This is a genomic window from Arthrobacter sp. 01L42 (assembly GCF_056400005.1).
Genome location: NZ_JBFTSL010000020.1, coordinates 1 through 26,165 on the forward strand (window position 1 = coordinate 1; position 26,165 = coordinate 26,165).

Consider the following 26,165-nt stretch of genomic DNA (forward strand, 5'->3'; position numbering starts at 1 on the left):
GCGATGGAACACAACCTGGGCCTGACCTGCGATCCGATCGGCGGGCTCGTGCAGGTCCCGTGCATCGAACGCAACGCGATCGCCGCCGCCAAGGCCATCAACGCCGCCAAAATGGCGCTCTGGGGCGACGGCACGCACCGGGTCTCCCTCGACGAGGTCATCGTGACCATGCGCGAAACCGGCAAGGACATGAGCTCCAAATACAAGGAAACCGCAATGGGCGGCCTTGCCGTCAACGTCGTGGAGTGCTAGGAAGCTGACCGCCGCCGGCCGGGGCTGACGTGGCGCTGGCCGGCTGCTCCGGCCATGCGGCCTACAGCTGTGCGGCCTGCAGCTGTGCAGGCGCTAGTTGTGCAGTGCCGCCCACAGGTTCAGCGAGGATGCGTACACGATCCACGACAGGTAGGGCAGCATCAGCAGTCCTGCCGTCCGACTGATCGGTCCGAAGAGCACCACCGTCACGGCCACGGCCACGGCCAAAGCCACGATGATCCCGAACGCGATCCACAGCGCCGGCGTCCCGAGCGCCGGGTACAAGGCGAAGAAGACCGGCGTCCAGAGCAGGTTCAGCCCCAACTGCACGCCGTAGGCTGTCAGGGCCGCTTTGGACCCCGGGGCGCGGCTGCGCCAGACCAGCCACGCCGCGACGGCCATGGCGGCGTACAGGACCGTCCAGACGGGCCCGAAAACCCAGTTCGGCGGGGACCACGGGGCCTTGTCCGCGGTGGCGTACCAGCCGTTGACGTGGTTGGCCGTGGCCAGGCCGCCCAAGGCCGCAACGAGCGCCGACGCGCCGAGGAACAGCAGCAGCGCGACCACGTGGGAGAAGCCGCTGCCCGCGCCGCTTCCAACGCCCTTAGAGTGGCCGCCGGGCGCCCCGGGACGGCCTTCCAGCGGTTGTTGCTGAGCCTGCATGAGACCAGCCTAACCGCCTGACCCGGACCGGCGGCAGGGTGCGGACCGATAGACTTGGGGCTGCATGTCCGCATGCCGCCGAAGCTCGTACCGCAATGATTGGATACCGCACCCTTGCGAGAATTCACTGCCCGTTTTGCCTCTGCCGAAGAGATTGCCAACTGGGATGCCCACGTCACGGCGAACCCCAACGGCGGCAATCTCCTGCAATCGGAAGCCTTCGCCGAGGTCAAACAGCACTTTGGCTGGAAGCCCTTGCACCTGGTGTACGAGTCGGCCGATTACACGAGCTACAACCTGGTCCTGGAGAAGTCCTTTCCGGTCCTCGGCAAGCTGTGGTACCTGATCAAGGGACCCGACGTGGCGTCGGTCGAGGACATCCCCGGGATCGTCGCGGCGAACGCGGACTTCGTCAAAAGGGCCAAGCTGGGCGTCTTCGCGATCAAGATCGAACCGGATGTTGTCTTGTCCGACGACGCCGCGCGGATCCTTGAGGCCGCCGGACTGGTCAAGACCCACAACCTGCAGCCGAACGACTCCACGGCGCTGCTCGATATTGCGCCCGAGGAAAACCAGCTGCTGCGCAACCTGCACTCCCGGGGCCGCAACGCCGTGCGCCGCGCCATCCGCGAGGGCGTGGAAGTCCACAACGTCGAGCCCACGGAAGAGAACTTCCGGGCCATGTATGCCCTGATGACCACCACGGTGGAAGCCAAGTCCCAGGTCCGGGTGCGCGAGTACGAGTACTACCGCCAGTTCTGGACCAACTTTCTGAAGCGGGATCAGGGCAGGCTGCTCTTCGTGTACGAAAACGGGGTGCCCTCGGTGGGCGCATTCGTGATCAACTACGGCCGCAAGGGAACGTACAAGGACGGCGGCTCCCTGCAGAAGCGTGGCCAGTACGGCGACTCGCACCTGGTGCAGTGGACCGCAATCAACCAGGTCAAGGACCTTGGCTGCACCGAATACGACTTCTGCGGCACGCCGCCGAGCGACAAGCTCAAGGACACCTCAAACCCGTTCCATGGCCTGGGCCTGTTCAAGACGAGCTTCAGCAAAACCGTGACCGACTTTGTCGGCTGCTATGACCAGGTCCTGAGCCCGCTGAAGTACAAGGCCTGGATGATGGCGGGGGAGCGCGTGGCCCGCCAGGTCTACACCCGGCGCACGGGCCAGCAGTTTTACTAAACAGCCGACGAGGACAGTGAGGAGGCCGGAATGAACAACGGAAACGACGGCCACCGCAGGCCACCCACGGACGGCCTGCCCCGGACCCAGCCAATGTCGGCCATGCAGGTGCGCCAGAACGCCGCCGCCAAGAGGATGCTGCGCCGCCTGGTCCAGGGCGAAAACCCGCCCACCGCGCCGATGAGCATCGTCGACCGGCTCGCCGGCAGCCCCTACGCCAATCCGATGATCCAGGTTGGCGGGGTGGACGCCTCTGCCCGCAAAACCATCGACTTCGCCCTGAAGCTGGCCGAATCCATGTTCCGGTACGGGGCCGGCGCCCTCGAAGTCGAGACCAGCATCATCGCCATCACCGCCGCGCTTGGCCTCAAGAACATCGAGGTGGACATCACCAACCAGTCGGTGGCCATCAACTACGCACCCAAGGACCAGACGCCCATCTCACTGCTGCGCGTGGTGCGGTCCTGGACCAACAACTACGCGGGCCTCTCTCAAGTGCACCAGCTGGTGACGGACATCGTGGCCGGCGGCGTCGGCCGCGAGGAAGCCGTGCGCCGGCTTGAGGACATCACCCGCAGCGCCAAGCCGTTCCCGCGGTGGATGGTCACCGTGGCCTTCGGCGTGTTCTCTGCCGTTTTCGTCGGTGTCCTGGGCGGCGGACTGGGCGCCTCGGTCGTCGCGTTCCTCTCCAACCTTCTGGTCAGCCTGCTGGCCCGCCAGCTGGGCCGCTGGCGTACGCCGGACTTCTTCATCACTGCCTCGTGTTCGTTCCTGGTGACCATCATCGCCCTGCTGTTGTGGCGCTTCGGCAGCCCGCTGGGAGTGCAGATTGCTCCCGAGATCGTGGTGGTCGGCGGGATTTTGCTGCTCCTGCCGACGGGACGCCTGGTGTCCTCGGTGCAGGATGCGATCAACGGCTTCCCCGTCACGGCGGCCGGCCGGTTCCTGTCCACCATGCTGACTTTCGGGGCGCTGGTCGCCGGAATCGCCGTCGGGTTCGTCGTGGGGGACATGACCGGCATGGATCCCATAGACGTCACCAAAACATTCCCGCCCAAGTATGACTTGTGGGTGATCGTCATCCTGATCGCCATCGCGGTGCTGATGATCGGCATCACGGAACAGACCAGCTGGAAGCTGCTGCTGCCGACGGCGGCCGTGGGGGTGGTGGGCTACCTGGTCCTCATCGGCGGCGACGCCCTGGGCATCGGATCCCGCTTCGCCCCGGCCCTCGCTGCCGTGGTGATCGGCCTGCTGGCCCGCGTCGTGGCCCTCCGGATGGGCGCCCCACAGCTGGTGGTGGCCGTTCCCGCCGCGCTGATTCTGCTCCCCGGACTCACTATATTCCGGTCGATGTATGTATTGACCATCGAGGAATCGGAGATTCTCATGGGCGCCGGCGGCATGCTCAACGCCGGGGCCATCGTGCTCGGTGTCGCTGCCGGCATCGTGCTCGGCGACACCTTGGCGCGGCCCCTGACGCGGAGCCTGGCGAGCAACGAACGGCGCAGGGCACGCCGCCGCTAGATCTTGCGAGGAATGCCCGTCCGGCTCCCCTAAGGCGCCGGGTTTCCCCACTTTTGCCGGGACGCGACGGCGTGTCAGCCCGCCGCGCCGGCGTGTCCCGGCGTCGTGGTGGCAAAGGTGGGGAAACTCCGCAGCGCCACCCGCCGGACAGCCAGGGGAGGCGAGCCGCTAGATCTTGCCTATCGGCAGCTTCTTCTCCGCCTGGAAGTCGTCCTCCACCCGGCCCGTGGCCCAGTAGCCCGAGAGGGACACCTGGGCCCGCTCCAGCCCGCGCTGCACGTAGAACACGTCCCGGAGGCCCTTCATGTAGCCCCGCTCGCCGTGGGCAAAGACCTGCACCCGGCCCTCGGGCCACTCGGCGTCGCGCACCGCGGTGACCAGCAGTTCGCTCTCACCGGCGGGTGCGCCGCCGCGCAGCAGCCAGCGCAATTCGACGCCGGCCGGCCCGGCGATGGCCTGGACGTCGGCGTCGCTGTCCACTTCGAGCAGGGCGAGGCCGCGGGCATCTTCCGGCAGGGATTCGATCGCCGCGCCGATGGCCGGCAACGCTGATTCATCGCCGGCAAACAGGTACCAGTCCGCGGCCGGGTCCGGGTTGTACCCGCCGCCGGGGCCGGTGAAAGTCAGGCGATCGCCGGGCTGGGCCGAGGCCGCCCAAGGGCCGGCGAGCCCCTCGTCGCCGTGGATCACAAAGTCAATGGCCAGTTCCTGCGCCGCCGGGTCCACCCAGCGGACCGTGTAGGTCCGGGTATGCGGCCACTGACTGCGCGGCATGGTTTCCCGGATGGCCCACAAATCCAGCGGATCCGGGTATTCGACGCCGGGTTGCGGAAAGACGATCTTGACGTACCGGTCCACATAGTCGTTGTTGACGAACCCGGCGAAGCCGGGGCCCCCGGCGATGATCCGGACCATGTGCGGGGAGAGCTGCTCCCTGCGCAGGACCATCAGATCGGTCTGGGGGCGCGAGTTCCGGGTGGCGGTGGTGGCTGCGGGGACGGATGTCATGCAGCTAAGCCTAACCAAGAACCCCCGGCGGGAGCTTTGCGCGGAGGCCTGTTACGGCAACGGCGGAAGCTCCCAGTCGACCGTCCCGCTGCCTTGTTCCAGCAGCAGGGCGTTGGCCCGGCTGAACGGCCGGGACCCGAAGAAGCCGCGCGAGGCCGAGAGCGGGCTGGGGTGGGCGCTGGCGATCACGGCGGCGGACCCCAGCAGCGGCCGCACGGACTCGGCATCCTTGCCCCACAGGATCGCCACCAGAGGGGCATGGCCCGCACCGGATACGGACGAGCGGCCGGCGACTGCCCGGATGGCCGCCGCCGTCACGGCCTCCCAGCCCTTGTTCCGGTGCGAGCCCGCCGCGCCGGCACGGACGCTGAGCACCCTGTTGAGCAGCAGTACGCCTTGGTCCGCCCAGTGGCTGAGGTCCCCGTGGACGCGCGGGGGGAAGCCGAGATCGGCCTGAAGTTCCTTGTAGATGTTTGCCAGGCTGCGGGGGATCGGCCGGGTGGCGCCGTCCACGGCGAAGGACAACCCCACGGCGTGCCCCGGCGTCGGATACGGGTCCTGGCCCACCACCAGCACGCGGACGCCGGCCAGGGGCTGCCGGAAAGCCCGCAGCAGGTTTGCCGGCGAGGGCAGAACGCCGTGCCCGGCGGCCACTTCGCCCGCGACAAAGGCGAGGGCTTCGCGCAACTGCGCCTCCACCGTCGCCAGCGGTCCCGCCCAGTCCGGAGCAACCAGCGCGTCCAGCGGCCTGCGTGCCAGGTCCGCGAAGCTAAGGGTGTCCGCGGCTGCGGGCTCCAGCTCGAACAGCGCGTCGGGTTCACTGGCGGGGTCAAACTCGGCATCAAACACAGCACCCATTCTTCCCCAGCTAAGGCCCGTTTCTGCGCCCGCCCGAATGACAACCCTGTCATTCGGCCGTAGCATTGGGACTGACTTTTTAACGGATACCAGCCAGGTTTTTCGGAATCAACCAGGAGTGTGTCGTGGCCGAAACAGCGCAAGAGCACGTGCTCGCGGGGGATTCTGCCGGATTCCCAACCGCCGGCGCGGGCCCGGACGGGGTGTCCGCGGAGTCTGCGCTGAGCGCCCGCGACCAGCAGATGCTGGCCTTGGAGCGGCAATGGTGGAAGTACGCCGGGGCCAAGGAACAGGCCATCCGCGAGCTGTTCGATCTGTCCGCCACGCACTACTACCAGATCCTCAATGCCCTCATCGATACCGAGGATGCGCTGGCCCACGATCCCATGCTGGTCAAGAGATTGCGTAGACTACGTACATCACGCCAACGTGCCCGCACTGCCCGTCGTCTGGGAACAGATTCGTAAAGTCGCGTCACGAGCAGCCGGATGCGCACGTCCTGTTGCGTCCGTTCCGGCCTCGGGCACCCCGTATGAAATCAGCAAGGACGTCGTTTTACCATGACCAAATACGCTCGGGATGAATTTGATCGGGTCCCGGAGACCTCTACCCGGCAGGGAGTCCACCGGGCCGTCGCGGCATCGCGGCGGCGGAGCCTGGCGCCGATCCTGGCGGCTGGCTGCGTAGCCCTGGCCATCGGCCTGGTGGCCTTCCTGATCCTGCCGAAGCTCGGCTTCTCCGCAGGCCAGGCCGCGGCTGTGACCGCCGGTGGCAGCGCGTCCGCATCTGCCAGCAGCAGCCCGTCCGCCACAAGCACCATGAGCCCCAGTCCCACGCCGACGAGCCCGGAGCCGGCCGGCACGGACGCCGCCGCCGCCGCGCCGGCGGCTTCGCCGTCAGCTACGCCGAGCGCCACAGCCGCCGCCGTCGACAAGACGCAGCCGGTGACGATCTACAACGCGACCACCACCGCCGGCCTCGCCACCCGCGTCGGCGGCACCGTCACCTCCGACGGCTGGGTCCTGGGCGAGACAGGCAACTGGGGCGGTGTCCCGCAACAGACGTCGGTGATCTTCTACAGCGGCGTCGAGCAGAAGGACAATGCGGAGGCACTCGGAGCCCTCCTCGGCGTCGACACCCTCGTGGACTCTGCCGAGTTCAACATGCCCCTTGTCGTCGTGCTCGGCCCCGGCTACCAGTAGCCAATCCGGTTACGCCTCAATAACTATTAGGCGGCGGCCCTGCCCGCCGCCGGCGTTCCTGGGGGACGCTGTGGGTACAGTATCTGCGGATTTCTTTTCGCAGTCCGCGGCGCACATCGAGGTGGGCCGCACGCAAGCTAGCTGAAAGTGTGGACACCATGGCACTGGGAACCGTCAAATGGTTCAACGCCGAAAAGGGCTACGGCTTCATCGCCGTGGACGGTTCCGAGAACGACGTCTTCGTGCACTGGTCCGCGATCGTCGGGGAAGGCTACCGCGCCCTGGACGAGGGCCAGCGGGTGGAACTGGAAGTCGGCGAGGGCGAAAAGGGCCCGCAGGCCGAAAGCGTCCGGCCCGCCTAGTGGTACTGGCTGCCGTCACGAACGCCCAAAGGAACGCGGCCGGGCGCCGCGGAGGACATTTGCCGCTGGGCCGCGCCCTGGCGGCGGGCACAGTAGCGGCCCTGGCCCTGACGGGCTGCCTTGGCCCCGCGGGCAGTGCCCGCGTGGCCAGCGCCGACGCCAGCGGTGACGGCATCCTGCGCATCGGCATGATCCTGGACAACACGGGCAAGCAGAACTTCCTCAACGCCTCCGAGCTCGCGGCGGCCAAACTTGCCGTCAAGGAGATCAACGCTGCCGGCGGGCACAAAGGCAAACCGGTGGAGCTGCTGCCGGAAACCATCAGCACGGACACCGCCGCCCAGGCGAAAGCGCTGGTTGCCGCCAAGGCCGACGTTGTGATCGGCCCGACCGATTCCAGCCGTGCCCCGGCCGCCATCGACGTGCTCGCCAACGCCAAGGTAGCCGTGATCTCCCCGGCCAACACCGCCGCCGCGCTCAGCAACTACAAGAGCGGCGGCTACTATTTCCGCACCTCGGCCGCCGACATCGCCCAGGCATCCGTCCTCGCCAAACTGGTCAAAGACGGCGGCGCCAGGACCCTGGCGGTCCTGCATGAGGAAGGCGACTACGGCAAAGACGTCGCCGCCGCCGTCGGCGGCGCGGCGAAACAGTCCGGACTGGAGGTCGTGGCGGACTCGGAGTTCACCCCCGGCCAGGCTCAGCAGGCTGTCGCCGCCGCTAAGGCCGCCAACCCCGACGCCGTCATCCTGGTCTCGCGCGACGGCGCACAGGGCGCCATCGCCGAGCTGAACAACGCCGGCCTCGCCGGCAAGAAGCTGGTCCTCAGTGACGGAGCAGTCAGCAAGTACGGCTCTGGCCTGGGCGCCCGGGCGCTCGAGGGTGCACGCGGGATCCTGCCCGGCGTGTTTCCCTCCGCCGCCTTCCAGGCGGACCTCGTGGCCGTTGATCCCGGGCTGAAGGACATGGTGTTCGCCGCCGAGACGTACGACGCCGTCGTCCTGGCCGCCGTCGCCGCCGCCGCCGCAGAGGACGACGCCGGCACTTCCATCGCGGCGTCCCTCGTCGCGGTCTCCGGCGGAACCCCGGCAGCAGGCGGAACCGGGGCCGGCGGCAGCCAGCCGCCCGGCGAGTCATGCACGAGCTACAAAGACTGCGTCGGCGTCCTCCGGGCAGGCCAGCGGCCGGACTACGACGGCCAGTCCGGACGGATCAACTTTGATGCCCACGGCGACATCACCGAAGCGAACTACATGGTTTCGACCTACGGCGAGGACAACCTGCCCACGGTGGACGGCACAGAAGCCGCGAGCAGCAGCGGCGGCTGATCGCTCGTAGCGTATTGTGCCCGCGTGGCGGCCGGTTCCGGCCGGCCACTGCTTGCACTCTCCCCGGGGGAGTGCTAATTATTGATTTAGCACTCCAGCGCACTGACTGCTAACACGACGCCCGGTCCGCCCGGCCGCGAAGTGAGGCAGCCGGTCCAGGAGCTAAAGAAACACCTTGCTGGGGTGAGATCCCGGACCCGGCGGCATACAGAGGCCGCGGGGTTGGGATCGTCCGTCGCGGGCACCACAGCGAAGGTTCATTCTTAACGACTGTCCCGAAAGGACTACTGCCGTTATGGCCAAGATCATTGCATTTGATGAAGAGGCACGCCGCGGTCTTGAGCGGGGCCTGAACATCCTCGCCGACGCCGTCAAGGTCACCCTCGGCCCGCGGGGACGCAACGTCGTCCTCGAAAAGAAGTGGGGCGCCCCCACGATCACCAACGATGGTGTTTCCATCGCCAAGGAGATCGAGCTGGACGATCCCTACGAAAAGATCGGCGCCGAGCTGGTCAAGGAAGTTGCCAAGAAGACGGATGACGTCGCAGGCGACGGCACCACCACGGCAACCGTGCTGGCACAAGCCCTGGTCAAGGAAGGCCTGCGCAACGTCGCGGCCGGCGCTGACCCGCTGTCCCTCAAGCGCGGCATCGAGAAGGCTGTTGACGCGGTCACCGTCGAGCTCCTGGCCTCCGCCAAGGAAATCGAGACCAAGGAAGAGATCGCCGCCACCGCGTCCATCTCCGCCGGCGACAACGAGATCGGCGCCCTGATCGCCGAAGCCCTCGACAAGGTCGGCAAGGAAGGCGTCATCACCGTCGAGGAGTCGAACACGTTCGGCCTCGAGCTGGAGCTGACCGAAGGCATGCGCTTCGACAAGGGCTACATCTCCGCCTACTTCGTCACCGACGCTGAGCGCCAGGAAACGGTCCTTGAGGATCCGTACATCCTGATCGTCAACTCCAAGATCTCCAACGTCAAGGAACTGGTTGCTGTCCTGGAAAAGGTCATGCAGTCCAACAAGCCGCTGCTGATCATTGCCGAAGACATCGAGGGCGAGGCCCTGGCCACCCTGATCGTCAACAAGATCCGCGGCACCTTCAAGTCCGTCGCCGTCAAGGCTCCGGGCTTCGGCGACCGCCGCAAGGCGCAACTGGCCGACATCGCCATCCTCACCGGTGGCCAGGTCATCTCCGAGGAAGTCGGCCTCAAGCTTGAGACCGCCGGACTCGAACTCCTTGGCAAGGCCCGCAAGGTTGTTGTCACCAAGGACGAGACCACGATCGTCGAGGGTGCAGGCGACGCCGACCAGATCGCCGGCCGCGTGTCCCAGATCCGCGCCGAGATCGAGAACTCCGATTCCGACTACGACCGCGAGAAGCTGCAGGAGCGCCTGGCCAAGCTGGCCGGCGGCGTTGCAGTCATCAAGGCCGGCGCCGCAACCGAGGTCGAGCTCAAGGAACGCAAGCACCGCATTGAGGACGCCGTCCGCAACGCCAAGGCTGCTGTCGAAGAGGGCATCGTCGCCGGCGGTGGCGTTGCCCTGATCCAGGCCGGTGCCAAGGCATTCGCGAACCTGCAGCTCTCCGGTGACGAAGCAACGGGCGCGAACATCGTCCGCGTTGCCATCGACGCCCCGCTGAAGCAGATCGCCTTCAACGCCGGCCTCGAGCCCGGCGTCGTTGTGGACAAGGTCCGCGGCCTGCCCGCAGGCCACGGCCTCAACGCCGCCACCGGCGAGTACGTCGACCTGCTGGCCGCCGGCATCAACGACCCGGTCAAGGTAACCCGCTCTGCCCTGCAGAACGCGGCTTCCATCGCCGGCCTGTTCCTCACCACCGAGGCCGTTGTAGCCGACAAGCCCGAGAAGGGTGGCGCCCCGATGGGCGGCGGCGACGACATGGGCGGCATGGGCGGCATGGGCGGTTTCTAACCACCCGCGCCAGCCATCACCGGCTGTTCGACGACGGCGGTCCCACCTTCGGGTGGGGCCGCCGTCGCCGGTTAAGCGCGGCCCCTGTCCAAGGGAGCGTCGGTGGGCGTCGGCGGGTTCTGGCAGGATAGGTCAGTGACGATTACAGCAGCGGCCGACGGTTCGGCCTTAGGAAATCCTGGCCCGGCCGGCTGGGCCTGGTACGTGAATGACGACTGCTGGCGGGCCGGGGGGTGGCCCCACGGCACGAACAACCAGGGCGAACTGATGGCGGTGCTGGACCTGTTCCGGGCAACGGCGCACATGCCCGGGGAAGACCTGCTGATCCTCTGCGACAGCCAGTACGTCATCAACGCCGTGACCAAGTGGATGCCCGGGTGGAAACGCAAGGGCTGGCGCAAAGCCGACGGCAAGCCGGTGCTGAACGTGGACCTCCTCAGGGACATCGACCAGGCGCTCGTGGGCCGCAAGTACACCTTCGAATGGGTGCGGGGCCACGCGGGGCACGAGCTCAACGAGGCGGCGGACGTCCGCGCCCGGGCAGCGGCCACGGCGTACCAGCAGGGCGTGGCCGTCCGGCAGGGTCCCGGGTTCGGCACCCCGGAGGGCGAACCGCCAGCGGGCGAACCGCCAGCGGGCAAAACACAGCAGGGCATGACACAGCAGGACAAGATGCAGCCCGCCGCCCAGTCCGCCGCCCCACCCGCAGCCGCCCCTGCGGCCGCAACCCGGCCGCAGGCAGCCCCGGCGCCAGCCGGCCAGCAGGAACTCTTTGGCGCGCCGGGGACCTACGACGAACCGGACCTCTTCAGCGAACTCGAAGAAGAACCTGCCGTAGACCGGGCGGAGGCCAGCGCCGAAGCCGTCGTCGAGTCCCTCGAACGCGAACTGCTCCGCCCCGAAACCCGGGCAGACCTGGGCCGCACGGGCGTGCTGCTCCACCCGGGCTTCACCGAAATCGGCAGCTCCGGCCGGATCTGGACCCGCGACGCCATGATGATGTCACTCGAGGACAACCCGGGCGGAGCCGTGGAGCTGGAACTGTTGGGCGCGGACCGGCTGGGTGAGAAGACTATCCTGCTGACCTACCGCAGCCACACCCGTGAGGGATCAGCCCTGCGCAGCTCCCTGTGGGTCCTTGAAGGCGCCCAATGGCGCCTGCGCTTCCACCAGGGCACACCCGAGGCCTGAGGGCGCGTGCGGCTCACGTGAAGCGCTGCGCATTGCCCAGTTCCGCCTGCGCATAGGTGGCGGCAGCGGAGTTCAGTGCGAGGTTGATGGACGCCAGGGACGCCTCGACCCTGCTTTGGGTCAGCGTCCACTCGGCCACGAGGGTTTGGAAATTAGTCGCCGCGGAGCCCCGCCAGCTGCCCTGGAGCTCGTCCAGCCCCCGTTTCATGGCGTGGACGTCCGCGCTGATCCTCTCCACCGTGGCCTGCACGTTGGCGGACTTCAGCTGGAGGAGTTCGGTATCGACGGAGATGATGCTCATGGAAATGCCTCTCGAATGCTCGGGAGGCGGCCGCGGCCCGGCGGAGCACGGTGAACGTCAGCGGGTCTGCGGTGAGGTATTGCGGTGACATTTTCGGTGAGAGCTGGCGGGGAGCGGCTGCCTCATCCGGATCTTCCGGACACCTCGAGCGTAGGCGGGCGGCGCGCCGGCCGGACACCGCCGTCGGCCCCTATGTGGATAAGTCCGCTGTGGACCGTTCCGTGGCCTCTTCGTCCAGGAGCGGGATGCTGACCACCAGCGTGGCACCGCCGCCGTCGGTCTTCCCGACCCGCACGGACCCGGAATGCGAGCCGACGATGGCGGCCACGATCGCCAGGCCAAGTCCACTGCCGCCGGTCTCCCTGGTCCGGGAGGTGTCGGCCCGGTAGAAGCGCTCGAAAATACGGGCCGCCTCCTCATCCGGAACCCCCGGTCCGTGGTCCCGGACCTCGATCACGGACTGCCGTGTTCCATCCGGTGCGGTCCGGACCCCGACGCCAATTTCGACTGGGGTGCCCTCCGGCGTGTAGCGCAGGGCATTGCCGACCAGGTTGCTGACCACTTGGCGCAGTTTGGCTTCGTCGCCCAGCACCGGGGCGGCGGCCGGGGCCGCGCCGTCAATCCCGGTGAGGGTGATGGTGCGGCTGCGGTCGCTCGCCTGGGTGTCCACCACGGCGTCGTTGGCCAGCAGCAGCAGGTCCGCGGGCTTCTGCTGCAACGGCCGCTGTTCGTCGATCCTGGCCAGCAGCAGCAGGTCTTCGACCATGGCTCCCATGCGTTTGGCTTCGCTTTCGATCCGCCCCATCGCCGTGGCCACGTCTTCCGGGGTGGACAACGCCCCGTGCCGGTACAGCTCGGAGAACCCGCGGATGGTCACCAGCGGGGTTCTCAGTTCGTGCGAGGCGTCGGCGGCGAAGCGCCGCATCCGCGCCTCGGACGCCATCCTGGCGGCGAAGGCCGTCTCAATGTGCGCGAGCATTGCATTGAGCGAGCTCCCAAGCCGGCCCACCTCCGTGCCCGGGTTCTCCACCTCCACACGCTGGGACAAGTCTCCCGCGGCGATCGCGGCGGCCGTCTTCTCCACCCGGGCCAGCGGCCGGAAGGACCGCGAAACAGTCCAGGTGGCAATGAAGAACGCCAGCACGAGCGTCAGCAGGCCCACACCCACCACCACCAGGGCAGCGTGTTCCATCACCGAATCCACGGGGTCCAGCGGCAGCCCGATCACGACGACGGCGCCACGGTTGTTGTTGTCCACCACGCTGACGGCCACGACCCGCCAGCTGCCGCCCTCGGATCCGCGGACCTGGAAGGGCATCTGCTGGCGTTCCCGGGCCTCGACCGAGGAAAAGGTGCTGAGCGCGGGGTGGGATTCCTTGTCGCCGCCGAACGTGTAGGGCGGAAGACCGGGGCTGAAGAGCATCAGCGAGTAGTCGGTGGGGACGGTGGAGTTAGTTTCCTGCAGCTGGCTGAAGGACTGCTGCTGCCGCGCGGATTCGACGGCGGCCCGGAGCTTGTCATCCACCTGGCCCTGCAGGAAGCTGTGCAGCAGCGTCAGCGTGCCCGCCCCGGTAGCCGTGAGGGCCACCAGCATGAGCGCCATCATGATGGCCACGAGTTGAGAGCGCAGCGACGCCGATTTCCAGCGGTACAGCAAGGTCAACGCTTCTCGGCAGTCCGCAGAACGTAGCCGACGCCGCGCTTGGTCTGGATCAGTGCCGGGGCATCGGGATCGATATCCACTTTGCGGCGCAGGTAGGAGATGTACGACTCCACGATCGAGGCGTCGCCGTTGAAGTCGTACTCCCATACATGGTCGAGGATCTGGGCCTTGGACAGGACCCGGTTCGGATTGAGCATGAGGTAGCGCAGGAGCTTGAATTCCGTGGGCGAGAGCTCGATCACGGTCCCGCCGCGGCGGACCTCGTGGGCGTCGTCGTCGAGCTGGAGGTCATCGACCCGGATCACGGCGTCATCGTCGACCTGGGGTTGCGTGCGCCGGAGTACGGCGCGGATGCGGGCCACCACCTCGTCGAGGCTGAACGGTTTGGTGACGTAATCGTCCCCGCCCACGGTCAAACCGGTGACTTTGTCCTCGGTGTCGTCCTTGGCCGTGAGGAACAGGACCGGGAAGTGCTTGCCGGCGGCGCGCAGGCGGCGGGTAACGGTGAAGCCGTCCATGTCCGGCAGCATGACGTCCAGCACCGCCAGATCGGGGGAGTGCAACTCAGCAGCAGCCAGCGCCTCGCGTCCGCTGCCGGCCGAGACGACTTCAAAACCAGCGAAGCGCAGGGACGTGGAGAGCAGCTCGCGGATGTTCGGTTCGTCATCGACGACGAGGAGCTTGGCTTCGGGACCGTTCTTCTTCATGTTCCCATGATGCTCCCAGACTCTGGGAGTTTTCTGAATGGAGGTTGTGTGTTGCATGGCCGCATCCCCGGCCCCCGCCTAGCCCGCGGTGCCGACGTCCTTGGCGTCCATGATCCGGTAGGCGTACCCCTGCTCGGCGAGGAACCGCTGCCGCTTCGCGGCGAAATCCTGGTCCAGGGTGTCCCTGGCCACGAGCGAATAGAACCGGGCGGAGCGGCCGTCCTTCTTCGGGCGCAGCAGCCGGCCCAGGCGCTGGGCCTCCTCCTGGCGGGACCCGAATGAACCGGAGACCTGGATCGCGACCGACGCCTCGGGCAGGTCGATGGAGAAATTGGCGACTTTGGACACCACCAGGGTCTGCACCTCGCCGGCGCGGAACGCGTCGAACAGCCGCTGGCGCTCCTTCACCGACGTGTCGCCCTTGATCACCGGCGCGCCCAGGCGCTCGCCGATCTCGTCGAGCTGGTCGATGTACTGCCCGATCACCAGGAGCTGTTCCCCGGCGTGTTCGGCGACGAGTTCTTCGACCACCCGGGTCTTCGTCTCGGAGGTGGCACACAGCCGGTATTTGTCGGCGTCCTCGGCCATGGCATAGGCCACCCGTTCGTCGCGGGGCAGGTCCACCCGGACTTCCACGCAATCGGCCGGGGCGATGTAGCCCTGGGCCTCGATGTCCTTCCACGGCGCGTCGTAGCGTTTCGGCCCGATCAGGCTGAAGACCTCGCCCTCCCGGCCGTCCTCCCGCACCAACGTGGCGGTCAGCCCGAGCCGCCGACGGGCCTGCAGGTCCGCCGTCATCCGGAAGATCGGCGCGGGCAGCAGGTGGACCTCGTCGTAGATGATCAGGCCCCAGTCGTTGCCGTCCACGAGCTCCAGGTGCGGGTACAGCCCGCCGCGCTTCGTGGTCAGGACCTGGTAGGTGGCGATCGTGACCGGCCGGACTTCCTTAACGGAGCCGGAGTACTCGCCGATCTCCTCCTCAGTCAGCGACGTGCGTTTGAGGAGCTCGTCCTTCCACTGCCGCGCGGCGACGGTGTTGGTCACCAGGATCAGTGTGGTGGTGGAGCTGGTGGCCATGGCGGCCGCGCCGACCAGCGTCTTGCCGGCGCCGCAGGGAAGGACGACGACGCCGCTGCCGCCGGCCCAGAAGTTCTCCGCGGCCAGTTGCTGGTAGGGCCGCAGCTTCCAGCCCGATTCGTTGAGCATGATGGGGTGCGGGGTGCCGTCCACGTAGCCGGCCAGATCCTCGGCCGGCCAGCCAAGCTTGAGCAACAGCTGCTTGAGCTGGCCGCGCTGGGAGGAATGCACCACCACCGTCTCGCCGTCGATCCGTGGCCCGAGCAACGGGGCGATCTTTTTGGCGCGGCTGACTTCCTCGAGCACCGGGTAGTCGGAGGTGCGCATGACCAGGCCGTGCTGCGGGTCCTTCTCCAGCCGGAGCCGGCCGTAGCGGGACATGGTCTCTTCGACGTCGATCAGCAGGGAATGGGGCACGGGGAAACGGGAGTACGTGAGCAGGGTGTCCAGCACTTTTTCGGCGTCCAGCCCGGCCGCCCGGGCGTTCCAGAGCCCCAGCGGCGTCAGCCGGTAGCTGTGCACATGCTCCGGGGCCCGTTCCAGCTCGGCGAACGCCGCGATGGCGTGCCGGGCCTCCGTTGCGAGTTCGTGGTCGACCTCCAGCAGGATGGTCTTGTCACTCTGGACGATCAGGGGCCCGTCATTCACTGGAACAATTCCTCTGTAGCTTCTACGTCGATAATGCGGTGGATGGACAGGACCCGCTCGATTTCCTTGTCCGGATCGAACACCCGCACCCGCCCGCCATTCACAGCTACCGGAACAACCGTCTCGCGGGTGGCATTCCCCATGCTGTCCACGACATTCATGATGACCCGCTGCCTGAGGCGGATCGCCTTCAGCAGGGTCTCGAGGCCCAACTGGGTCGCTTCCTCGCTGCCCGGTGCCGCGGGCGGGTGGGCGCCGGAGCCCGGCGCCCGGGACCCGTTGGCGCGCAGCACGGCCAGCTGGGCCTCGATGTCGGCCTCCGGCGGAGCGGTCCGCGGGGCGGTGTACACCGGCCGGCCACTGCCGGGCGCAGGGGTGCTGCGGCGCAGCCGGACGATGGCGGAGGCAGCTTCCTCCAGGACCGGGGCGAGCCCCAGACCCCGGAGGGCCTGGGCGGTTTCCCGGGGCGCGGCGTGGGAGACGACCACGGTGGGCGCGATGCGCACCAGCCCGAGGCCAGCCACGGCCGGGGCGTTGAGCAGTTCCAGCAGGGCAGCCTCGTCCTCGCTTTGGATAAAACTGGCCGCGGCCCCCACCCGGAGCCGGGAATGGCGCGCGGCGGTGTCTTCGATGAGGTACTGGAGGGGCTGCGGGATGGCGGTGGCCGAATGCTGGCGCAGGAAGTCCAGCATCGCCGCGGCGTCCAGGCCGGTGTCGAGGGCCCGGCGCACGGAGGTGACGGAGAACCGGTAGATGGTGGCCGGTCCCTGCCCTTCGGCCGTGGCCATGGTCAGGAGCCGTTCGCTCAGTTCGGGGTCGAGGTAGCCCGGCGCCACCGCCGTCAGGTCCGCCTGCAGCAACACGTGCTGCAGGGCCGCCGGCAGGTGTTCGCCCAGGATCCCCAGGGCGTCGTCCGGCTGCTCGGCGGCGATCGCGGCGCCCAGCTGGCTCAGCGCCCCAGATCCGATCAGGCCAAGCATCTCGGCCTCCGCGAGGATGCCGCGGATCAGCGAGCTGAAGCGCCTGGCCATCCGGGGCTGCGTCCACTCGGCACGCTCCAGCACGGCGGCGGCATCGAGGACGGGGGCCTGCCCGTCGGGCGCCACGGCCTCAAGGGTGAGTTCGTGCAGGATTTCCAGGACCCTTTTCCGGACCACCGGGGCGTCCGGCCGCTGCGCCTCGGCGGAGAGCGCATTGATGGTGGTCCCGGCCGGGCCCCGGTGCCCGGCCGGGCCCGGGGCGGCAGCATTCACCGGCTGGCCCACGAGGGACGGTGCGCGCTCGCTGGCCAGCCAGGCGTTGACCAGCCACAGCCACTGCTCCTGCCGCGGCAGCGACAGCCACTCCAGCTGCGGCGGCTGCACCCACGCAGAACTGTCGACGTCCAGCCGCAGCAGACCGGCCATTCCGCAGAGCTCCGCGAGGACGCCGGCCTCGTGCACGTCCATCCGCAGGGAATCCGCCAGCCGCTTCATCTCCCGGACCCCGACGCCCCCGCTTCGCAGCGTCGCCAGCGGCTGTTCGCGCACGGTGTAGAGCACTTCGCCGACGAGCCGCAGCGTCTCGGCGATGGCGCCCAGCGCGGCGTTTCGGCGCAGCCCCGCGCTCGTGTTGCCCAGCCGGGGGACAGGCGGCGTGAGCGAAAAGTTCTCGATGACAAACCCGCCGCGCAGCGACACTCCGACGCTGTGCGGCAGTTCGACGTGCGCGGCGTCCAGCGGTACCAGCAGCCCGCGCGCCAGCAGCCAGTCCACGGGGCCGACGTCGGCGCCTTCGTGGAGCACGGACGCCCGGCGCTGCGCCTGCGGGACGGCGCCCATGGCCCAGTTCCCGAACCGGGCCAGAAGGGCGGCGGTCCGGTCCGGTGCGGTGGCCAGGATTTGCTGGAGCGATTCCGGTGTTGCCGTCCAGTGCTGCAGGGACAGGGCGGCTTCCATCGGCGTCGTGGCGGGGGAGACGGACGCCCCGGCGCGGTGAAGTTCCCCCACCAGCTGCACCACGCGCTGCGCGAAAGCAGGCTGGAGCCGCACCAGTTCGGTGTAGCTGCGCCCCAGCCCCGCCGGGTAGATGCCAATCACGTCCTTGAGACTGCCGACCGGAAGGTAGTGGCGCTGCTTGGCGGCGGCGGGGGTCGCGCCGTGCGGCGGATCGGCGCGGTGGACGAGGGCCAGTTCCTGCAGGGAATGGAGGAGCCGGTCGACGGCGGCAACCGAGGAGCCGTTGATCAGTTTCTTCAGCATCGCCGCCGACGCGCTGTGCCCGGTATCGGCGTTGGTGCACAGGTGCAGGGTTTCCAGGACCTGCATCTGCGGGCGGTTGAGCCGTTCGAGTGCCCGCTGGACGCTGACGCGTCCGCTGGCGCGGGCGGCGAGGGCGGCGAAGTCCGGGACGCCGGGAGAAATCAGGTCCGGCCGCGCGGAGAACAAGGCCCGCAACGATTCGTCGCTTCGTGCCTGAAGTTCCTTGCTGAGCGCGCGGATGAGGGACATCGCTCCAACGTTACCTTTCGCCGGGCCCGCGCGGGCGGCGCCGGGCTGCCACCGCGTCGACAACGAGGGCCAGCATGAGCAGGAATGCCACCGGGAGGCCGTAGAGGGCCGTCGAGGTAATCCAGGCGGGCGCCACGGCATTGTTGAAGGCCATCGCCATGACGGCGCCGACGGCAACGAGGGACAGCACAGCAAGGGTGGCCGCTACGATCATCAAAGGCCGCCGGTAACGCGTCAGTGTCATGGGGGCAACGCTAACAGTCCGGCATCGCCCGCGCCTCAAGCCGTTAAAGTGAACCAGGCAGGATAACCTTGGAGATACAGACCAACACGGTCCGGGCAGTCATACCCTGAACCCGCGTATCCATGCGGATGCGGTGACCGCCGGCCGTGTCCCCGCAGAACGAAGAAGGTTGATTACGTGCCTACCGGCAAGGTCAAGTGGTATGACAAGGAAAAAGGCTTCGGATTCCTCGCGGGCGAGGACGGCCAGGAAGTCTTCCTGCCCAAGTCCGCGCTGCCCGAAGGCATCACGGAGCTCAAGGCCGGCACGCGTGTTGAATTTGGTGTAGCCGACGGACGCAAGGGTGCCCAGGCCCTGGGCCTGCGCGTGCTGGACAAGACGCCGTCCATCGCCAAGGCAAAGCGGCCCAGCGCCAGGGACCTTGCCCCGCTGGTCCAGGACCTCGTCAGCGTGCTGGATAACCTGTCCGGGACCCTGTCCGCGGGCAAGTACCCGGAAGGCAACAAGGGCAAGGCGATCGCAGCGGCCCTCCGTAAGGTTGCCGACGAGCTGGACGTATAAGGCTTTTGATGACTCAGGAACCTGATCAGTTGCCGGCGCCGGACGCCGGAACCGCAGCGCCCGCCGGGGCCAAAGCAACCGGCTCCAAGCAGGGAATCCGCCCGCGCGCCGGCGTGCCCGTCTGGCGCACCGGCAAGCCTGACGCCTTTCTGGCCGCCGCCGTCGACGTCGCCCGCACCGCGGTGGAGGGCATTGCCCCCGCCGAGCAGATCGGCGAGCACATCGGTGCCCGGAGCGAGGGCGACCGCCTGGTGACCCACCTGTTCGAATCCAGGCTCCCCGGATACCTGGGCTGGCAGTGGTACGCCGTGCTGACACGCAACTCGCGCTCCAAGGTGGTCACGGTGGACGAACTTGGGCTCCTGCCCTCCGAGGACTCCATCCTGGCACCGGCCTGGGTTCCGTGGGCCGAACGGGTCCGCCCGGAAGACGCGCAGGCTGACGAGGCTGCCGAGGCGCCGTCCGGTTCCGAAGCGCCGTCACAGGCGTCCGACGCCGACCAGCAGGATGACGCCGACGCTGACACCGACGACGACGCTGACACCGACGACGACACCGACACCGACCACGACGACGCTGACGCCGACGCCGACACTGACACCGACGCCGACGAGCGGGAACGCTCCACGGGCGAGGCCGACTAGCGGTTGGAAGCGTCCGGGAGCGTGTCTGGGGAGGGCTGGGGCTGATGTCCACGTTCAAATCCCTGCACATCCTGAACTACCGGATCTGGTTCGTCGGCGCCCTCATTTCCAACGTTGGCACCTGGATGCAGCGCACCGCCCAGGACTGGCTGGTGTTCGCTCACTTGACGGCGCACGATGCCGGGGCGGTGGGAATCACGATGGCCCTGCAGCTGGGCCCGCAACTCTTCCTGGCACCCGTGGCCGGACTGGTCGCCGACCGGTTCAACCGCAAGAGGCTCCTGGTGCTGACGCAGTCCGCCATGGCGCTGCTGAGCGCGGGGCTGGGCATCCTGGTGGTCACGGGCGCGGCGCAGCTCTGGCACGTCTACGCCTTTGCCCTGATGCTCGGGGTGGTCTCAGCCCTGGACGCCCCCGCCCGGCAGACCTTCGTCTCGGAACTCGTCCAGGACGACTACCTGCCCAACGCCGTGGCCCTGAACAGCGCGTCTTTCAATGTTGCCCGGATGATCGGTCCGGCCGTCGCCGGCGTGCTCACGGCCGTCGTCGGGCCCGGCTGGGTCTTCCTCATTAATACGCTCACCTTTGTGCCCCTGTTGCTGAGCCTGGCGAAAATCCCGTCGTCGTCGCTGCGCCGGCTGCCGCGGGCACCGGCGGGCAAGGGCAGGATCCGGGAGGGGCTGCGCTATGTGAGGTACCGTCCGGATTTGGTCGTGGTGCTGGTGGCTATCTTCATCGTGGGAACCCTGGGGCTGAATTTCGCCCTGTTCATCGCGGCCATGGTGGGGACCGAATTCGGCCTGGACGCGGGGGCCTTCGGCCTGATGAATTCGATCATGGCCATCGGATCCGTCGCCGGGGCCCTGCTGTCCGCCGGGCGCGGCAAGCCACGGCTGCGGGTCATCTTCGGGGCGGCCGCCGCCTTCGGCGTGACCTCGGGCATCGCAGCGATGGCCCCGAACTACTTCTGGTACGGCGTCGCACTTGTGCCCGTGGGGCTGTTCGCGATCACCATGATGACGAGCGCCAACGGGTACGTCCAGACCACGACAGAGCCCGTCATGCGGGGCCGTGTGATGGCCCTCTACATGGCGATCTTCATGGGCGGAACTCCCCTTGGTGCGCCGCTCGTCGGCTGGGTGGCAAACACCGCCGGCCCCCGCTGGTCCATGGCGGTCGCGGCGGGCGCCGGCCTGCTGGCGGCCCTGATCGGGCTGGTGTGGATCATCCGCGCGAAGCACCTGCGGCTCCACTTCAACTGCCGCGCCCACGGGCTGCGGTACTTCCGCGTCGAAAGCCGGACCGGGGCGGCCGGTGCCGTCAGGGACGCGCTGCCGGAGGCACAGCAGGGCGGACGGACCTGAAACGACGACGGCGCCGTCACGGCTTAGGTTCTCAGGGGCCGTGGCGACGCCGGACGCAGGGCTACTTCTTCAGTTCCGCCACGACGAAATCGATGCACTCGAGCAGTGCCGAGACATCGTCGGGCTCGATCGCCACGAAGGTGGCGATGCGCAGCTGGTTGCGGCCTAGCTTGCGGTACGGCTCGGTGTCGACGACGCCGTTGGCGCGGAGCACCTTGGCGATGGCCGCGGCGTCGATCGAGTCATCGAAGTCGATCGTGGCGATCACGTTCGAGCGGTCCTCGGCCTTGGCCACGAACGGCGTGGCGTATTCGGACGCTTCGGCCCAGCGGTAGATGCGGCCGGCAGAATCCGTGGTCCGGCCGGCGGCGAAGTCCAGGCCGCCGTTGGCGTTGAGCCACTGCACCTGGGCGTCCAGGGTCACCAGGGTGGCCAGTGCGGGGGTGTTGTAGGTCTGGTTCAGCCGGGAATTGTCGATCGCCGTCTGGAGGTCAAGGAAGTCGGGAATCCAGCGGTTGCCGGCCTTGATCCGTGCCGCCCGTTCCAGCGCGGCCGGGGAGAACAGGCCCAGCCACAGGCCGCCGTCGGACGCGAAGTTCTTCTGCGGCGCGAAGTAGTACACGTCCGACTCCGCCACGTCCACGTCCAGCCCGCCCGCGGCCGAGGTCGCGTCCACGAGCACCAGCGACCCCTCGTCGGCGCCGGCCACCCGCTGGACGGGGGCGGCTACGCCGGTTGAGGTCTCGTTCTGCGGCCACGCATAGACGTCGACGCCGGCCTCCGCCCGGGCGGTGGGGCGGGTGCCGGGTTCGGCCTTGATGATGGAGGACTCGGCAAGGAACGGCGCCTTGTTGGTGGCAGAGGCGAACTTCGAGCCGAACTCGCCGAAGGACAGGTGCTGCGCTTTGTTCTCCACGAGCCCGAAGCTGGAAATGTCCCAGAACGCGGTAGATCCGCCGACGCCCAGCACGACTTCATAGCCTTCCGGTGCCCGGAAGAATTCGCTGAGGCCGCTGCGCACCGAGCCGACCAGGTTCTTCACGGGTGCTTGGCGGTGCGAGGTCCCCAGCAGCTTCGACGATGCCGCGGCCAGGGCGTCCATCTGTTCCGGCCGGACTTTGGACGGGCCGGCGCCGAACCGTCCGTCCTTGGGCAGGAGGTTGGCGGGGATCGTGATGCTGGTGTCGCTCACAGTGGCTCCAATTTTCGGCTGGTTCGTAGCGTGGCTGGGAGGTGGCGGGCAGGGATGGCTACCACGGACACCCCTTTTCATTCTGCCTGTTTCATTCTGCCTGTTTTATTTTGCCTGACAGCTCCCGGCGATACGGAAAAAGGCCTGTCATAGTCCGGTCATTGAGACGCCGGGGACGGCCGGCCGGCTGGGCCTGGGACAATAGCTCCAGGTCGATCGAAAGATTATCCGGAGTAATTCAAAATAGGCTAGGCTGGCATGCGAACGTACGGCGGTTCCCGCCTGGGCGCATCCTGCATGCAGCCCGCACGCGGTACGGTGGGAATGACGCTAGGACTGCGCTCGAGGAGCTGAGCTGAATGACGGATCTGATCGATACCACGGAGATGTATCTTCGGACCATTCTGGAACTTGAAGAAGAAAACATCGTTGCCCTCCGCGCCCGCATCGCCGAACGGCTCCGCCACTCCGGCCCCACTGTGTCCCAGACGATCGGCCGGATGGAGCGCGACGGGCTGGTGGTTGTTTCCGGCGACCGGCACCTTGAACTGACGGAAACCGGACGGAAACGTGCAATCGGTGTCATGCGCAAGCACCGTCTGGCCGAACGCCTCCTCGCGGACGTGATCGGGCTCGACTGGGCCTACGTCCACGAGGAAGCGTGCCGCTGGGAACATGTCATGAGCGAACGCGTCGAGCGAAGAATCTTCGAGATGCTCAACCACCCGACGGTCTCGCCCTACGGAAACCCTATTCCGGGGCTTGCGGATCTTGGCGGTGTGCCCAATGGCGCCCCCGTGGACAGGCCTGTGAACCTGCTGGAGGCCATGGCCGGCTACGGGGTAACTTCCCGGGTTACGGTCAACCGGCTCGCGGAGCCGATCCAGGTGGAGCCGGAGCTTCTGGCCCAGCTCGACGAGGGCGGAATCAGGCCTGGCGCGCTTGTCTCGCTGGAGCGGGTGGGGGAGTACATCTCGGTCCGCGTCCCCGATATCGAAGGTGCCCTGGAACTGCCGCCCGAGGTTGCCGCGCACGTCTTTGTAACAGTCGCCTGACCAGCCACTACGCGCCGGTCATGGGACGACCCATGAGTTGTCCACAATTGCGGTTACGGATTTATTACCGGGCGGCTTAATCGCCTATAGTTAGTGCCCAGTACCGATACCAAAGCGTTACCTGATCCGAAGCCGAGCCCTGCCAGCGGATCAGTCGCAGAACTACCTCCTGGCAGGGGCGGGGGAACCACTTTCGGCTGCTACTTCGGCAGCCTTGGGGTGAAGTCCGTCAGCGGCAAGCAGCTTCCACCGAAGGATCCCCTGGGGATGCATCTGTGCGTGGCTGCTTGCAACGGCGGACCGGGTCTTTGATCTCTCTGACCCGAATCCGACAGCTAACTTCGCAGGCCATCCAGAGAGGAACCGTTCTTGACCACCCAGACCTCCAGGGGCCGTCGCCGCGCGACCGGTCCCGCTCCGGAGCCGCGTCCCGTCGTCGCACACACGGCCGAACGCCCGCGGGACGTGCACCGGGATGAACGCCGTCGCCGTCGCAGTCCGTTCCGCCAGGTCACGGACTTTGCCGCGGCCAGCGGGGTCGGGCAGAAGGCCGGGATCGCCCTGGCCGCAACTGGTCTGGTTCTGACCGTGACGGTCCCCGTCACGAGCCCGGTGATGGCTTCGAATCCGGGCGGGTCCGGCGCACTCTCCGCTGCCGTGCAGCCGGATGTCACCGCTGCCGCCGCCGCCAAAGTCGACTTCAACCGCACGGCCGTCACCACGAAGGGCGATCCGGACGGGAAACTCAAGCAGCTGCTGAGCGCCCAGTCTGTGGGCACCATCACCCGCGCGGCATCGGCCGGCACCCTGGGTGCGCCGCTCGACCAGCTGGTCACGGCCTCGCCCTTCGGCTACCGTGTCAGCCCCATTACCGGGGGCGCGGGGGAGTTCCACCGCGGCCAGGATTTCGCCGCCCAGTGCGGCACGGCGGTCCACGCGGCCGCCAGCGGCACCGTGACCTTCAACGGCTGGCATCCCTTCGGCGGGGGGAACCGCGTGGTCATCGATCACGGCAACGGCCTGGAGACCACGTACAACCACCTGTCCTCGGCCTCGGTCAAGGTCGGCCAGAAGGTTTCCCGCGGTGACGTCGTCGCCATGAGCGGAACCACCGGCGCCTCCACGGGCTGCCACCTCCACTTTGAAGTGATGGTCAACGGCGATGTCGTTGATCCGCTCGGTTGGCTCTAAAAAGCCGATGGGCTGCTCTCAACTTCCTGTGACACGCCGTGATCTGAATGTGACATTGGATCCGGACTGCTGTAGGGTTTGAAGCACGCCAACTTTTCCGAAGTTGGCGCTCTTGAGTGGATTGCCTAGCTCTGCCACCGCTCAAGGTCCGTTCGCATTACATCGTCTGGCAGGGGCGGGGGAACCAATTTTGGCCTTCGAAAGAAGGCCTTGGGGTTAAGTCGTAAAGCTTCCCAGGAAGCAGCGCGGCCGGGTGACTCCCATCCGAATCCGACAGCTCACCTCGTAGGCATTGGGAGAGGCTACTTTCGTGTCTTCACGCCACAATTCTGCGCGCATGCGCACCGGCGAGGCTCTGTCGAGCCCGCTGGAATCCACATCACGTGCCGCCCTTGCCGGCGCCCGGATTGGATCACGTTCCGCAGGCTCAATCTCTAGCGAGCCCGGACAGCATGCAGTTTCCGCTTTTGGCGCGTCTTCGCAGTACACCCTTCGCTAAGTAACCCATTTCGGGGCGATCCGGCGTACCCCCAAGATGCCGGAGCGTCCTCAGTCCGTGCCCGAAAGCGCGCGGTCCAAGGATCACGAAAGAGAGAACTTAATGACTACTCGTGCAAACGTTGCACGGCACCGCGCCGAGGTCACCAAGACCAACTCGCTGGCTGTTATTGCTAAGGCTGTCGGCGACAACGCCGGCGGCGTGGGCCGTCAGGCCGCGGTCATCGCCGCAGCTTCCGGTCTGGTCCTGACCAGCGGAATCGCAGCCAACGCTGCTGAAACCAATGTTCAGCGCGAATCCACCTCCGCTTCGGCCCTGGAAGTCCAGTCCGCAGCTCCGGCCACCATCTCGGCCGCTTCCACCATCGCGATCTCCTACGAGAAGCCCGCCGTGACCACCACGCCGGCTCCCGTTGTCGAGGCTCCCAAGCCCGTTGTCAAGGTCCAGGACGCCACGGCCACCCGCGCCGGCGGCACCGAGCTTGGCGTCAGCGGCGGCGTCGCTGCCCAGGCCCCCGCTGGCATCGGAAGCGGCGCAGGCGCGACCATCGCCGCCGCTGCCTACGCACAGATCGGCGTGGCGCAGGACTGCACCGCCCTCGCCACCAACGCCCTGGCCGCGGCAGGCATCCACTACCACGGCTGGCCGGCAGGTTACCTGTCCCTGGGCCGCACCGTGAGCGCCGCCGAGGCACGCCCGGGCGACCTCGCTTACTACCAGAACGGCGGCGTGGGCATGGCTCACATCGCGGTCTACGTCGGCAACGGCATGGCAGTGCACGGCGGCTGGAACGGCGGCACCACCGCGCTGTACAGCGTCAACGTCGGCTCCGGCCCGGTCTTCATCCGCGTCGGCGCCTAAGCACGAACCCCAGCATTCCGAAAGACCCCCGCCTGCAGGCGGGGGTCTTTTGCGTTGCCGTGCAGTGAACTTTCCGCGCCCGGGACCGCACCGGTGAAAAAATATTCGGTGATCCGGCACTTGAGTGTTTACTCTTGTGTTGTCGATCCATAGCCCG

Annotated in this window: 25 protein-coding genes and 2 riboswitches; of the genes, 15 read left to right on the plus strand and 10 right to left on the minus strand. The window is 67.6% G+C overall.

Going from position 1 to position 26,165, the window contains the following annotated elements:
* The coding region (locus AC1DN2_RS16895; protein ID WP_476851260.1) for an L-serine ammonia-lyase, iron-sulfur-dependent, subunit alpha at positions 1-252 on the plus strand (252 nt) is incomplete at its 5' end.
* Between the two features lie 93 nt (positions 253-345).
* On the opposite strand, the gene AC1DN2_RS16900 is transcribed toward AC1DN2_RS16895, so the two are convergent.
* The gene (locus tag AC1DN2_RS16900) at positions 346-915 is read right to left on the minus strand and encodes a TspO/MBR family protein (protein WP_476851261.1); all 570 of its coding nucleotides are present in this window, start codon (positions 913-915) and stop codon (positions 346-348) included.
* A gap of 114 nt (positions 916-1,029) precedes the next feature.
* Between AC1DN2_RS16900 and AC1DN2_RS16905 the strand changes: the two genes are divergently transcribed.
* Together AC1DN2_RS16905 and AC1DN2_RS16910 are read left to right on the plus strand one after the other, a co-directional pair.
* Positions 1,030-2,103 (plus strand): lipid II:glycine glycyltransferase FemX, encoded by a 1,074-nt coding sequence (locus AC1DN2_RS16905; RefSeq protein WP_476851262.1) that lies wholly within the window; start codon positions 1,030-1,032, stop codon positions 2,101-2,103.
* Between the two features lie 30 nt (positions 2,104-2,133).
* Positions 2,134-3,630 carry a threonine/serine exporter family protein gene (locus AC1DN2_RS16910; RefSeq protein ID WP_476851263.1) on the plus strand — a complete coding sequence of 499 codons (1,497 nt, stop codon included), beginning with the start codon at positions 2,134-2,136 and terminating at the stop codon, positions 3,628-3,630.
* 168 nt (positions 3,631-3,798) lie between these two features.
* On the opposite strand, the gene AC1DN2_RS16915 is transcribed toward AC1DN2_RS16910, so the two are convergent.
* Together AC1DN2_RS16915 and AC1DN2_RS16920 are read right to left on the minus strand one after the other, a co-directional pair.
* A complete protein-coding gene (locus tag AC1DN2_RS16915; protein WP_476851264.1) occupies positions 3,799-4,638 on the minus strand; it encodes a siderophore-interacting protein in 840 nt (279 codons plus the stop codon).
* A 51-nt stretch (positions 4,639-4,689) separates the two neighbouring features.
* The gene (locus AC1DN2_RS16920; RefSeq protein WP_476851265.1) at positions 4,690-5,496 is read right to left on the minus strand and encodes a uracil-DNA glycosylase; all 807 of its coding nucleotides are present in this window, start codon (positions 5,494-5,496) and stop codon (positions 4,690-4,692) included.
* Positions 5,497-5,699: 203 nt separating this feature from the next.
* Here AC1DN2_RS16920 and AC1DN2_RS16925 point away from each other — a divergent pair, with 203 nt between their 5' ends.
* The 6 genes from AC1DN2_RS16925 (at position 5,700) to AC1DN2_RS16950 (ending at position 11,512) form a co-directional block, all read left to right on the plus strand.
* Entirely contained in the window at positions 5,700-5,963 is a 264-nt protein-coding gene (locus tag AC1DN2_RS16925) for a DUF3263 domain-containing protein (RefSeq protein WP_223915291.1), read from the plus strand.
* 93 nt (positions 5,964-6,056) lie between these two features.
* Positions 6,057-6,698, plus strand: coding sequence for a LytR C-terminal domain-containing protein (locus AC1DN2_RS16930; protein ID WP_476851266.1), 642 nt, complete (start codon positions 6,057-6,059; stop codon positions 6,696-6,698).
* A gap of 158 nt (positions 6,699-6,856) precedes the next feature.
* Positions 6,857-7,060, plus strand: coding sequence for a cold-shock protein (locus tag AC1DN2_RS16935; protein ID WP_230008017.1), 204 nt, complete (start codon positions 6,857-6,859; stop codon positions 7,058-7,060).
* Between the two features lie 59 nt (positions 7,061-7,119).
* The gene (locus AC1DN2_RS16940) at positions 7,120-8,388 is read left to right on the plus strand and encodes an ABC transporter substrate-binding protein (protein ID WP_476851306.1); all 1,269 of its coding nucleotides are present in this window, start codon (positions 7,120-7,122) and stop codon (positions 8,386-8,388) included.
* Between the two features lie 295 nt (positions 8,389-8,683).
* Positions 8,684-10,321, plus strand: a complete 1,638-nt coding sequence (gene groL / locus AC1DN2_RS16945) for a chaperonin GroEL (protein WP_079555368.1) — start codon at positions 8,684-8,686, stop codon at positions 10,319-10,321.
* Positions 10,322-10,456: 135 nt separating this feature from the next.
* The gene (locus tag AC1DN2_RS16950; protein WP_476851267.1) at positions 10,457-11,512 is read left to right on the plus strand and encodes an RNase H family protein; all 1,056 of its coding nucleotides are present in this window, start codon (positions 10,457-10,459) and stop codon (positions 11,510-11,512) included.
* Positions 11,513-11,525: 13 nt separating this feature from the next.
* Here the strand turns inward: AC1DN2_RS16950 and AC1DN2_RS16955 are convergent, their stop codons facing one another.
* The 6 genes from AC1DN2_RS16955 to AC1DN2_RS16980 form a co-directional block, all read right to left on the minus strand.
* Positions 11,526-11,813, minus strand: a complete 288-nt coding sequence (locus AC1DN2_RS16955; protein WP_476851268.1) for a WXG100 family type VII secretion target — start codon at positions 11,811-11,813, stop codon at positions 11,526-11,528.
* A 190-nt stretch (positions 11,814-12,003) separates the two neighbouring features.
* Positions 12,004-13,470, minus strand: coding sequence for a sensor histidine kinase (locus AC1DN2_RS16960; protein ID WP_476851307.1), 1,467 nt, complete (start codon positions 13,468-13,470; stop codon positions 12,004-12,006).
* A gap of 2 nt (positions 13,471-13,472) precedes the next feature.
* Complete coding sequence (locus AC1DN2_RS16965; RefSeq protein WP_018775770.1) at positions 13,473-14,183, minus strand: response regulator transcription factor; 711 nt, start codon at positions 14,181-14,183, stop codon at positions 13,473-13,475.
* A 78-nt stretch (positions 14,184-14,261) separates the two neighbouring features.
* Positions 14,262-15,908, minus strand: coding sequence for a DNA repair helicase XPB (locus tag AC1DN2_RS16970; RefSeq protein WP_223914292.1), 1,647 nt, complete (start codon positions 15,906-15,908; stop codon positions 14,262-14,264).
* Positions 15,905-18,397, minus strand: a complete 2,493-nt coding sequence (locus AC1DN2_RS16975) for a helicase-associated domain-containing protein (protein WP_476851269.1) — start codon at positions 18,395-18,397, stop codon at positions 15,905-15,907. The genes AC1DN2_RS16970 and AC1DN2_RS16975 overlap by 4 nt, the downstream gene beginning before the upstream one ends.
* 10 nt (positions 18,398-18,407) lie before the next feature.
* Positions 18,408-18,641 (minus strand): hypothetical protein, encoded by a 234-nt coding sequence (locus AC1DN2_RS16980; RefSeq protein WP_079555362.1) that lies wholly within the window; start codon positions 18,639-18,641, stop codon positions 18,408-18,410.
* A 177-nt stretch (positions 18,642-18,818) separates the two neighbouring features.
* Here AC1DN2_RS16980 and AC1DN2_RS16985 point away from each other — a divergent pair, with 177 nt between their 5' ends.
* The 3 genes from AC1DN2_RS16985 to AC1DN2_RS16995 are packed head-to-tail and all read left to right on the plus strand — an operon-like array spanning position 18,819 to position 21,210.
* Positions 18,819-19,202, plus strand: coding sequence for a cold-shock protein (locus tag AC1DN2_RS16985; protein WP_018776003.1), 384 nt, complete (start codon positions 18,819-18,821; stop codon positions 19,200-19,202).
* An 8-nt stretch (positions 19,203-19,210) separates the two neighbouring features.
* Positions 19,211-19,846 carry a DUF3027 domain-containing protein gene (locus AC1DN2_RS16990; protein WP_476851270.1) on the plus strand — a complete coding sequence of 212 codons (636 nt, stop codon included), beginning with the start codon at positions 19,211-19,213 and terminating at the stop codon, positions 19,844-19,846.
* 44 nt (positions 19,847-19,890) lie between these two features.
* On the plus strand, positions 19,891-21,210 hold the full coding sequence (locus AC1DN2_RS16995) for an MFS transporter (protein WP_476851271.1): 1,320 nt from the start codon (positions 19,891-19,893) through the stop codon (positions 21,208-21,210).
* Positions 21,211-21,271: 61 nt separating this feature from the next.
* Here the strand turns inward: AC1DN2_RS16995 and serC are convergent, their stop codons facing one another.
* The gene (gene serC, locus AC1DN2_RS17000; RefSeq protein ID WP_476851272.1) at positions 21,272-22,402 is read right to left on the minus strand and encodes a phosphoserine transaminase; all 1,131 of its coding nucleotides are present in this window, start codon (positions 22,400-22,402) and stop codon (positions 21,272-21,274) included.
* A 359-nt stretch (positions 22,403-22,761) separates the two neighbouring features.
* On the opposite strand from serC, the gene AC1DN2_RS17005 reads away from it, so the two are divergent.
* The 3 genes from AC1DN2_RS17005 to AC1DN2_RS17015 all read left to right on the plus strand — a co-directional run bounded on the left by AC1DN2_RS17005 (position 22,762) and on the right by AC1DN2_RS17015 (position 26,008).
* Positions 22,762-23,457 carry an iron-dependent transcriptional repressor DtxR gene (locus AC1DN2_RS17005; RefSeq protein ID WP_079555358.1) on the plus strand — a complete coding sequence of 232 codons (696 nt, stop codon included), beginning with the start codon at positions 22,762-22,764 and terminating at the stop codon, positions 23,455-23,457.
* A 150-nt stretch (positions 23,458-23,607) separates the two neighbouring features.
* A riboswitch (cyclic di-AMP (ydaO/yuaA leader) is annotated at positions 23,608-23,822 on the plus strand.
* Positions 23,823-23,826: 4 nt separating this feature from the next.
* Positions 23,827-24,648 (plus strand): M23 family metallopeptidase, encoded by an 822-nt coding sequence (locus AC1DN2_RS17010; protein ID WP_476851273.1) that lies wholly within the window; start codon positions 23,827-23,829, stop codon positions 24,646-24,648.
* Between the two features lie 136 nt (positions 24,649-24,784).
* Positions 24,785-24,954, plus strand: a riboswitch (cyclic di-AMP (ydaO/yuaA leader).
* Between the two features lie 295 nt (positions 24,955-25,249).
* A complete protein-coding gene (locus AC1DN2_RS17015; RefSeq protein WP_230009730.1) occupies positions 25,250-26,008 on the plus strand; it encodes an NlpC/P60 family protein in 759 nt (252 codons plus the stop codon).
* Positions 26,009-26,165: the final 157 nt, after the last annotated feature.

What these genes read in the sequence shown, in the direction of transcription:
- AC1DN2_RS16900 (WP_476851261.1), bottom strand. Translation starts at nt 915, where the DNA reads ATGCAGGCTCAGCAACAACCGCTGGAAGGCCGTCCCGGGGCGCCCGGC.
- AC1DN2_RS16910 (WP_476851263.1), top strand. Translation starts at nt 2,134, where the DNA reads ATGAACAACGGAAACGACGGCCACCGCAGGCCACCCACGGACGGCCTG.
- AC1DN2_RS16915 (WP_476851264.1), bottom strand. Translation starts at nt 4,638, where the DNA reads ATGACATCCGTCCCCGCAGCCACCACCGCCACCCGGAACTCGCGCCCC.
- AC1DN2_RS16920 (WP_476851265.1), bottom strand. Translation starts at nt 5,496, where the DNA reads ATGGGTGCTGTGTTTGATGCCGAGTTTGACCCCGCCAGTGAACCCGAC.
- AC1DN2_RS16930 (WP_476851266.1), top strand. Translation starts at nt 6,057, where the DNA reads ATGACCAAATACGCTCGGGATGAATTTGATCGGGTCCCGGAGACCTCT.
- AC1DN2_RS16935 (WP_230008017.1), top strand. Translation starts at nt 6,857, where the DNA reads ATGGCACTGGGAACCGTCAAATGGTTCAACGCCGAAAAGGGCTACGGC.
- groL (WP_079555368.1), top strand. Translation starts at nt 8,684, where the DNA reads ATGGCCAAGATCATTGCATTTGATGAAGAGGCACGCCGCGGTCTTGAG.
- AC1DN2_RS16955 (WP_476851268.1), bottom strand. Translation starts at nt 11,813, where the DNA reads ATGAGCATCATCTCCGTCGATACCGAACTCCTCCAGCTGAAGTCCGCC.
- AC1DN2_RS16965 (WP_018775770.1), bottom strand. Translation starts at nt 14,183, where the DNA reads ATGAAGAAGAACGGTCCCGAAGCCAAGCTCCTCGTCGTCGATGACGAA.
- AC1DN2_RS16975 (WP_476851269.1), bottom strand. Translation starts at nt 18,397, where the DNA reads ATGTCCCTCATCCGCGCGCTCAGCAAGGAACTTCAGGCACGAAGCGAC.
- AC1DN2_RS16980 (WP_079555362.1), bottom strand. Translation starts at nt 18,641, where the DNA reads ATGACACTGACGCGTTACCGGCGGCCTTTGATGATCGTAGCGGCCACC.
- AC1DN2_RS16990 (WP_476851270.1), top strand. Translation starts at nt 19,211, where the DNA reads ATGACTCAGGAACCTGATCAGTTGCCGGCGCCGGACGCCGGAACCGCA.
- AC1DN2_RS16995 (WP_476851271.1), top strand. Translation starts at nt 19,891, where the DNA reads ATGTCCACGTTCAAATCCCTGCACATCCTGAACTACCGGATCTGGTTC.
- AC1DN2_RS17005 (WP_079555358.1), top strand. Translation starts at nt 22,762, where the DNA reads ATGACGGATCTGATCGATACCACGGAGATGTATCTTCGGACCATTCTG.
- AC1DN2_RS17015 (WP_230009730.1), top strand. Translation starts at nt 25,250, where the DNA reads ATGACTACTCGTGCAAACGTTGCACGGCACCGCGCCGAGGTCACCAAG.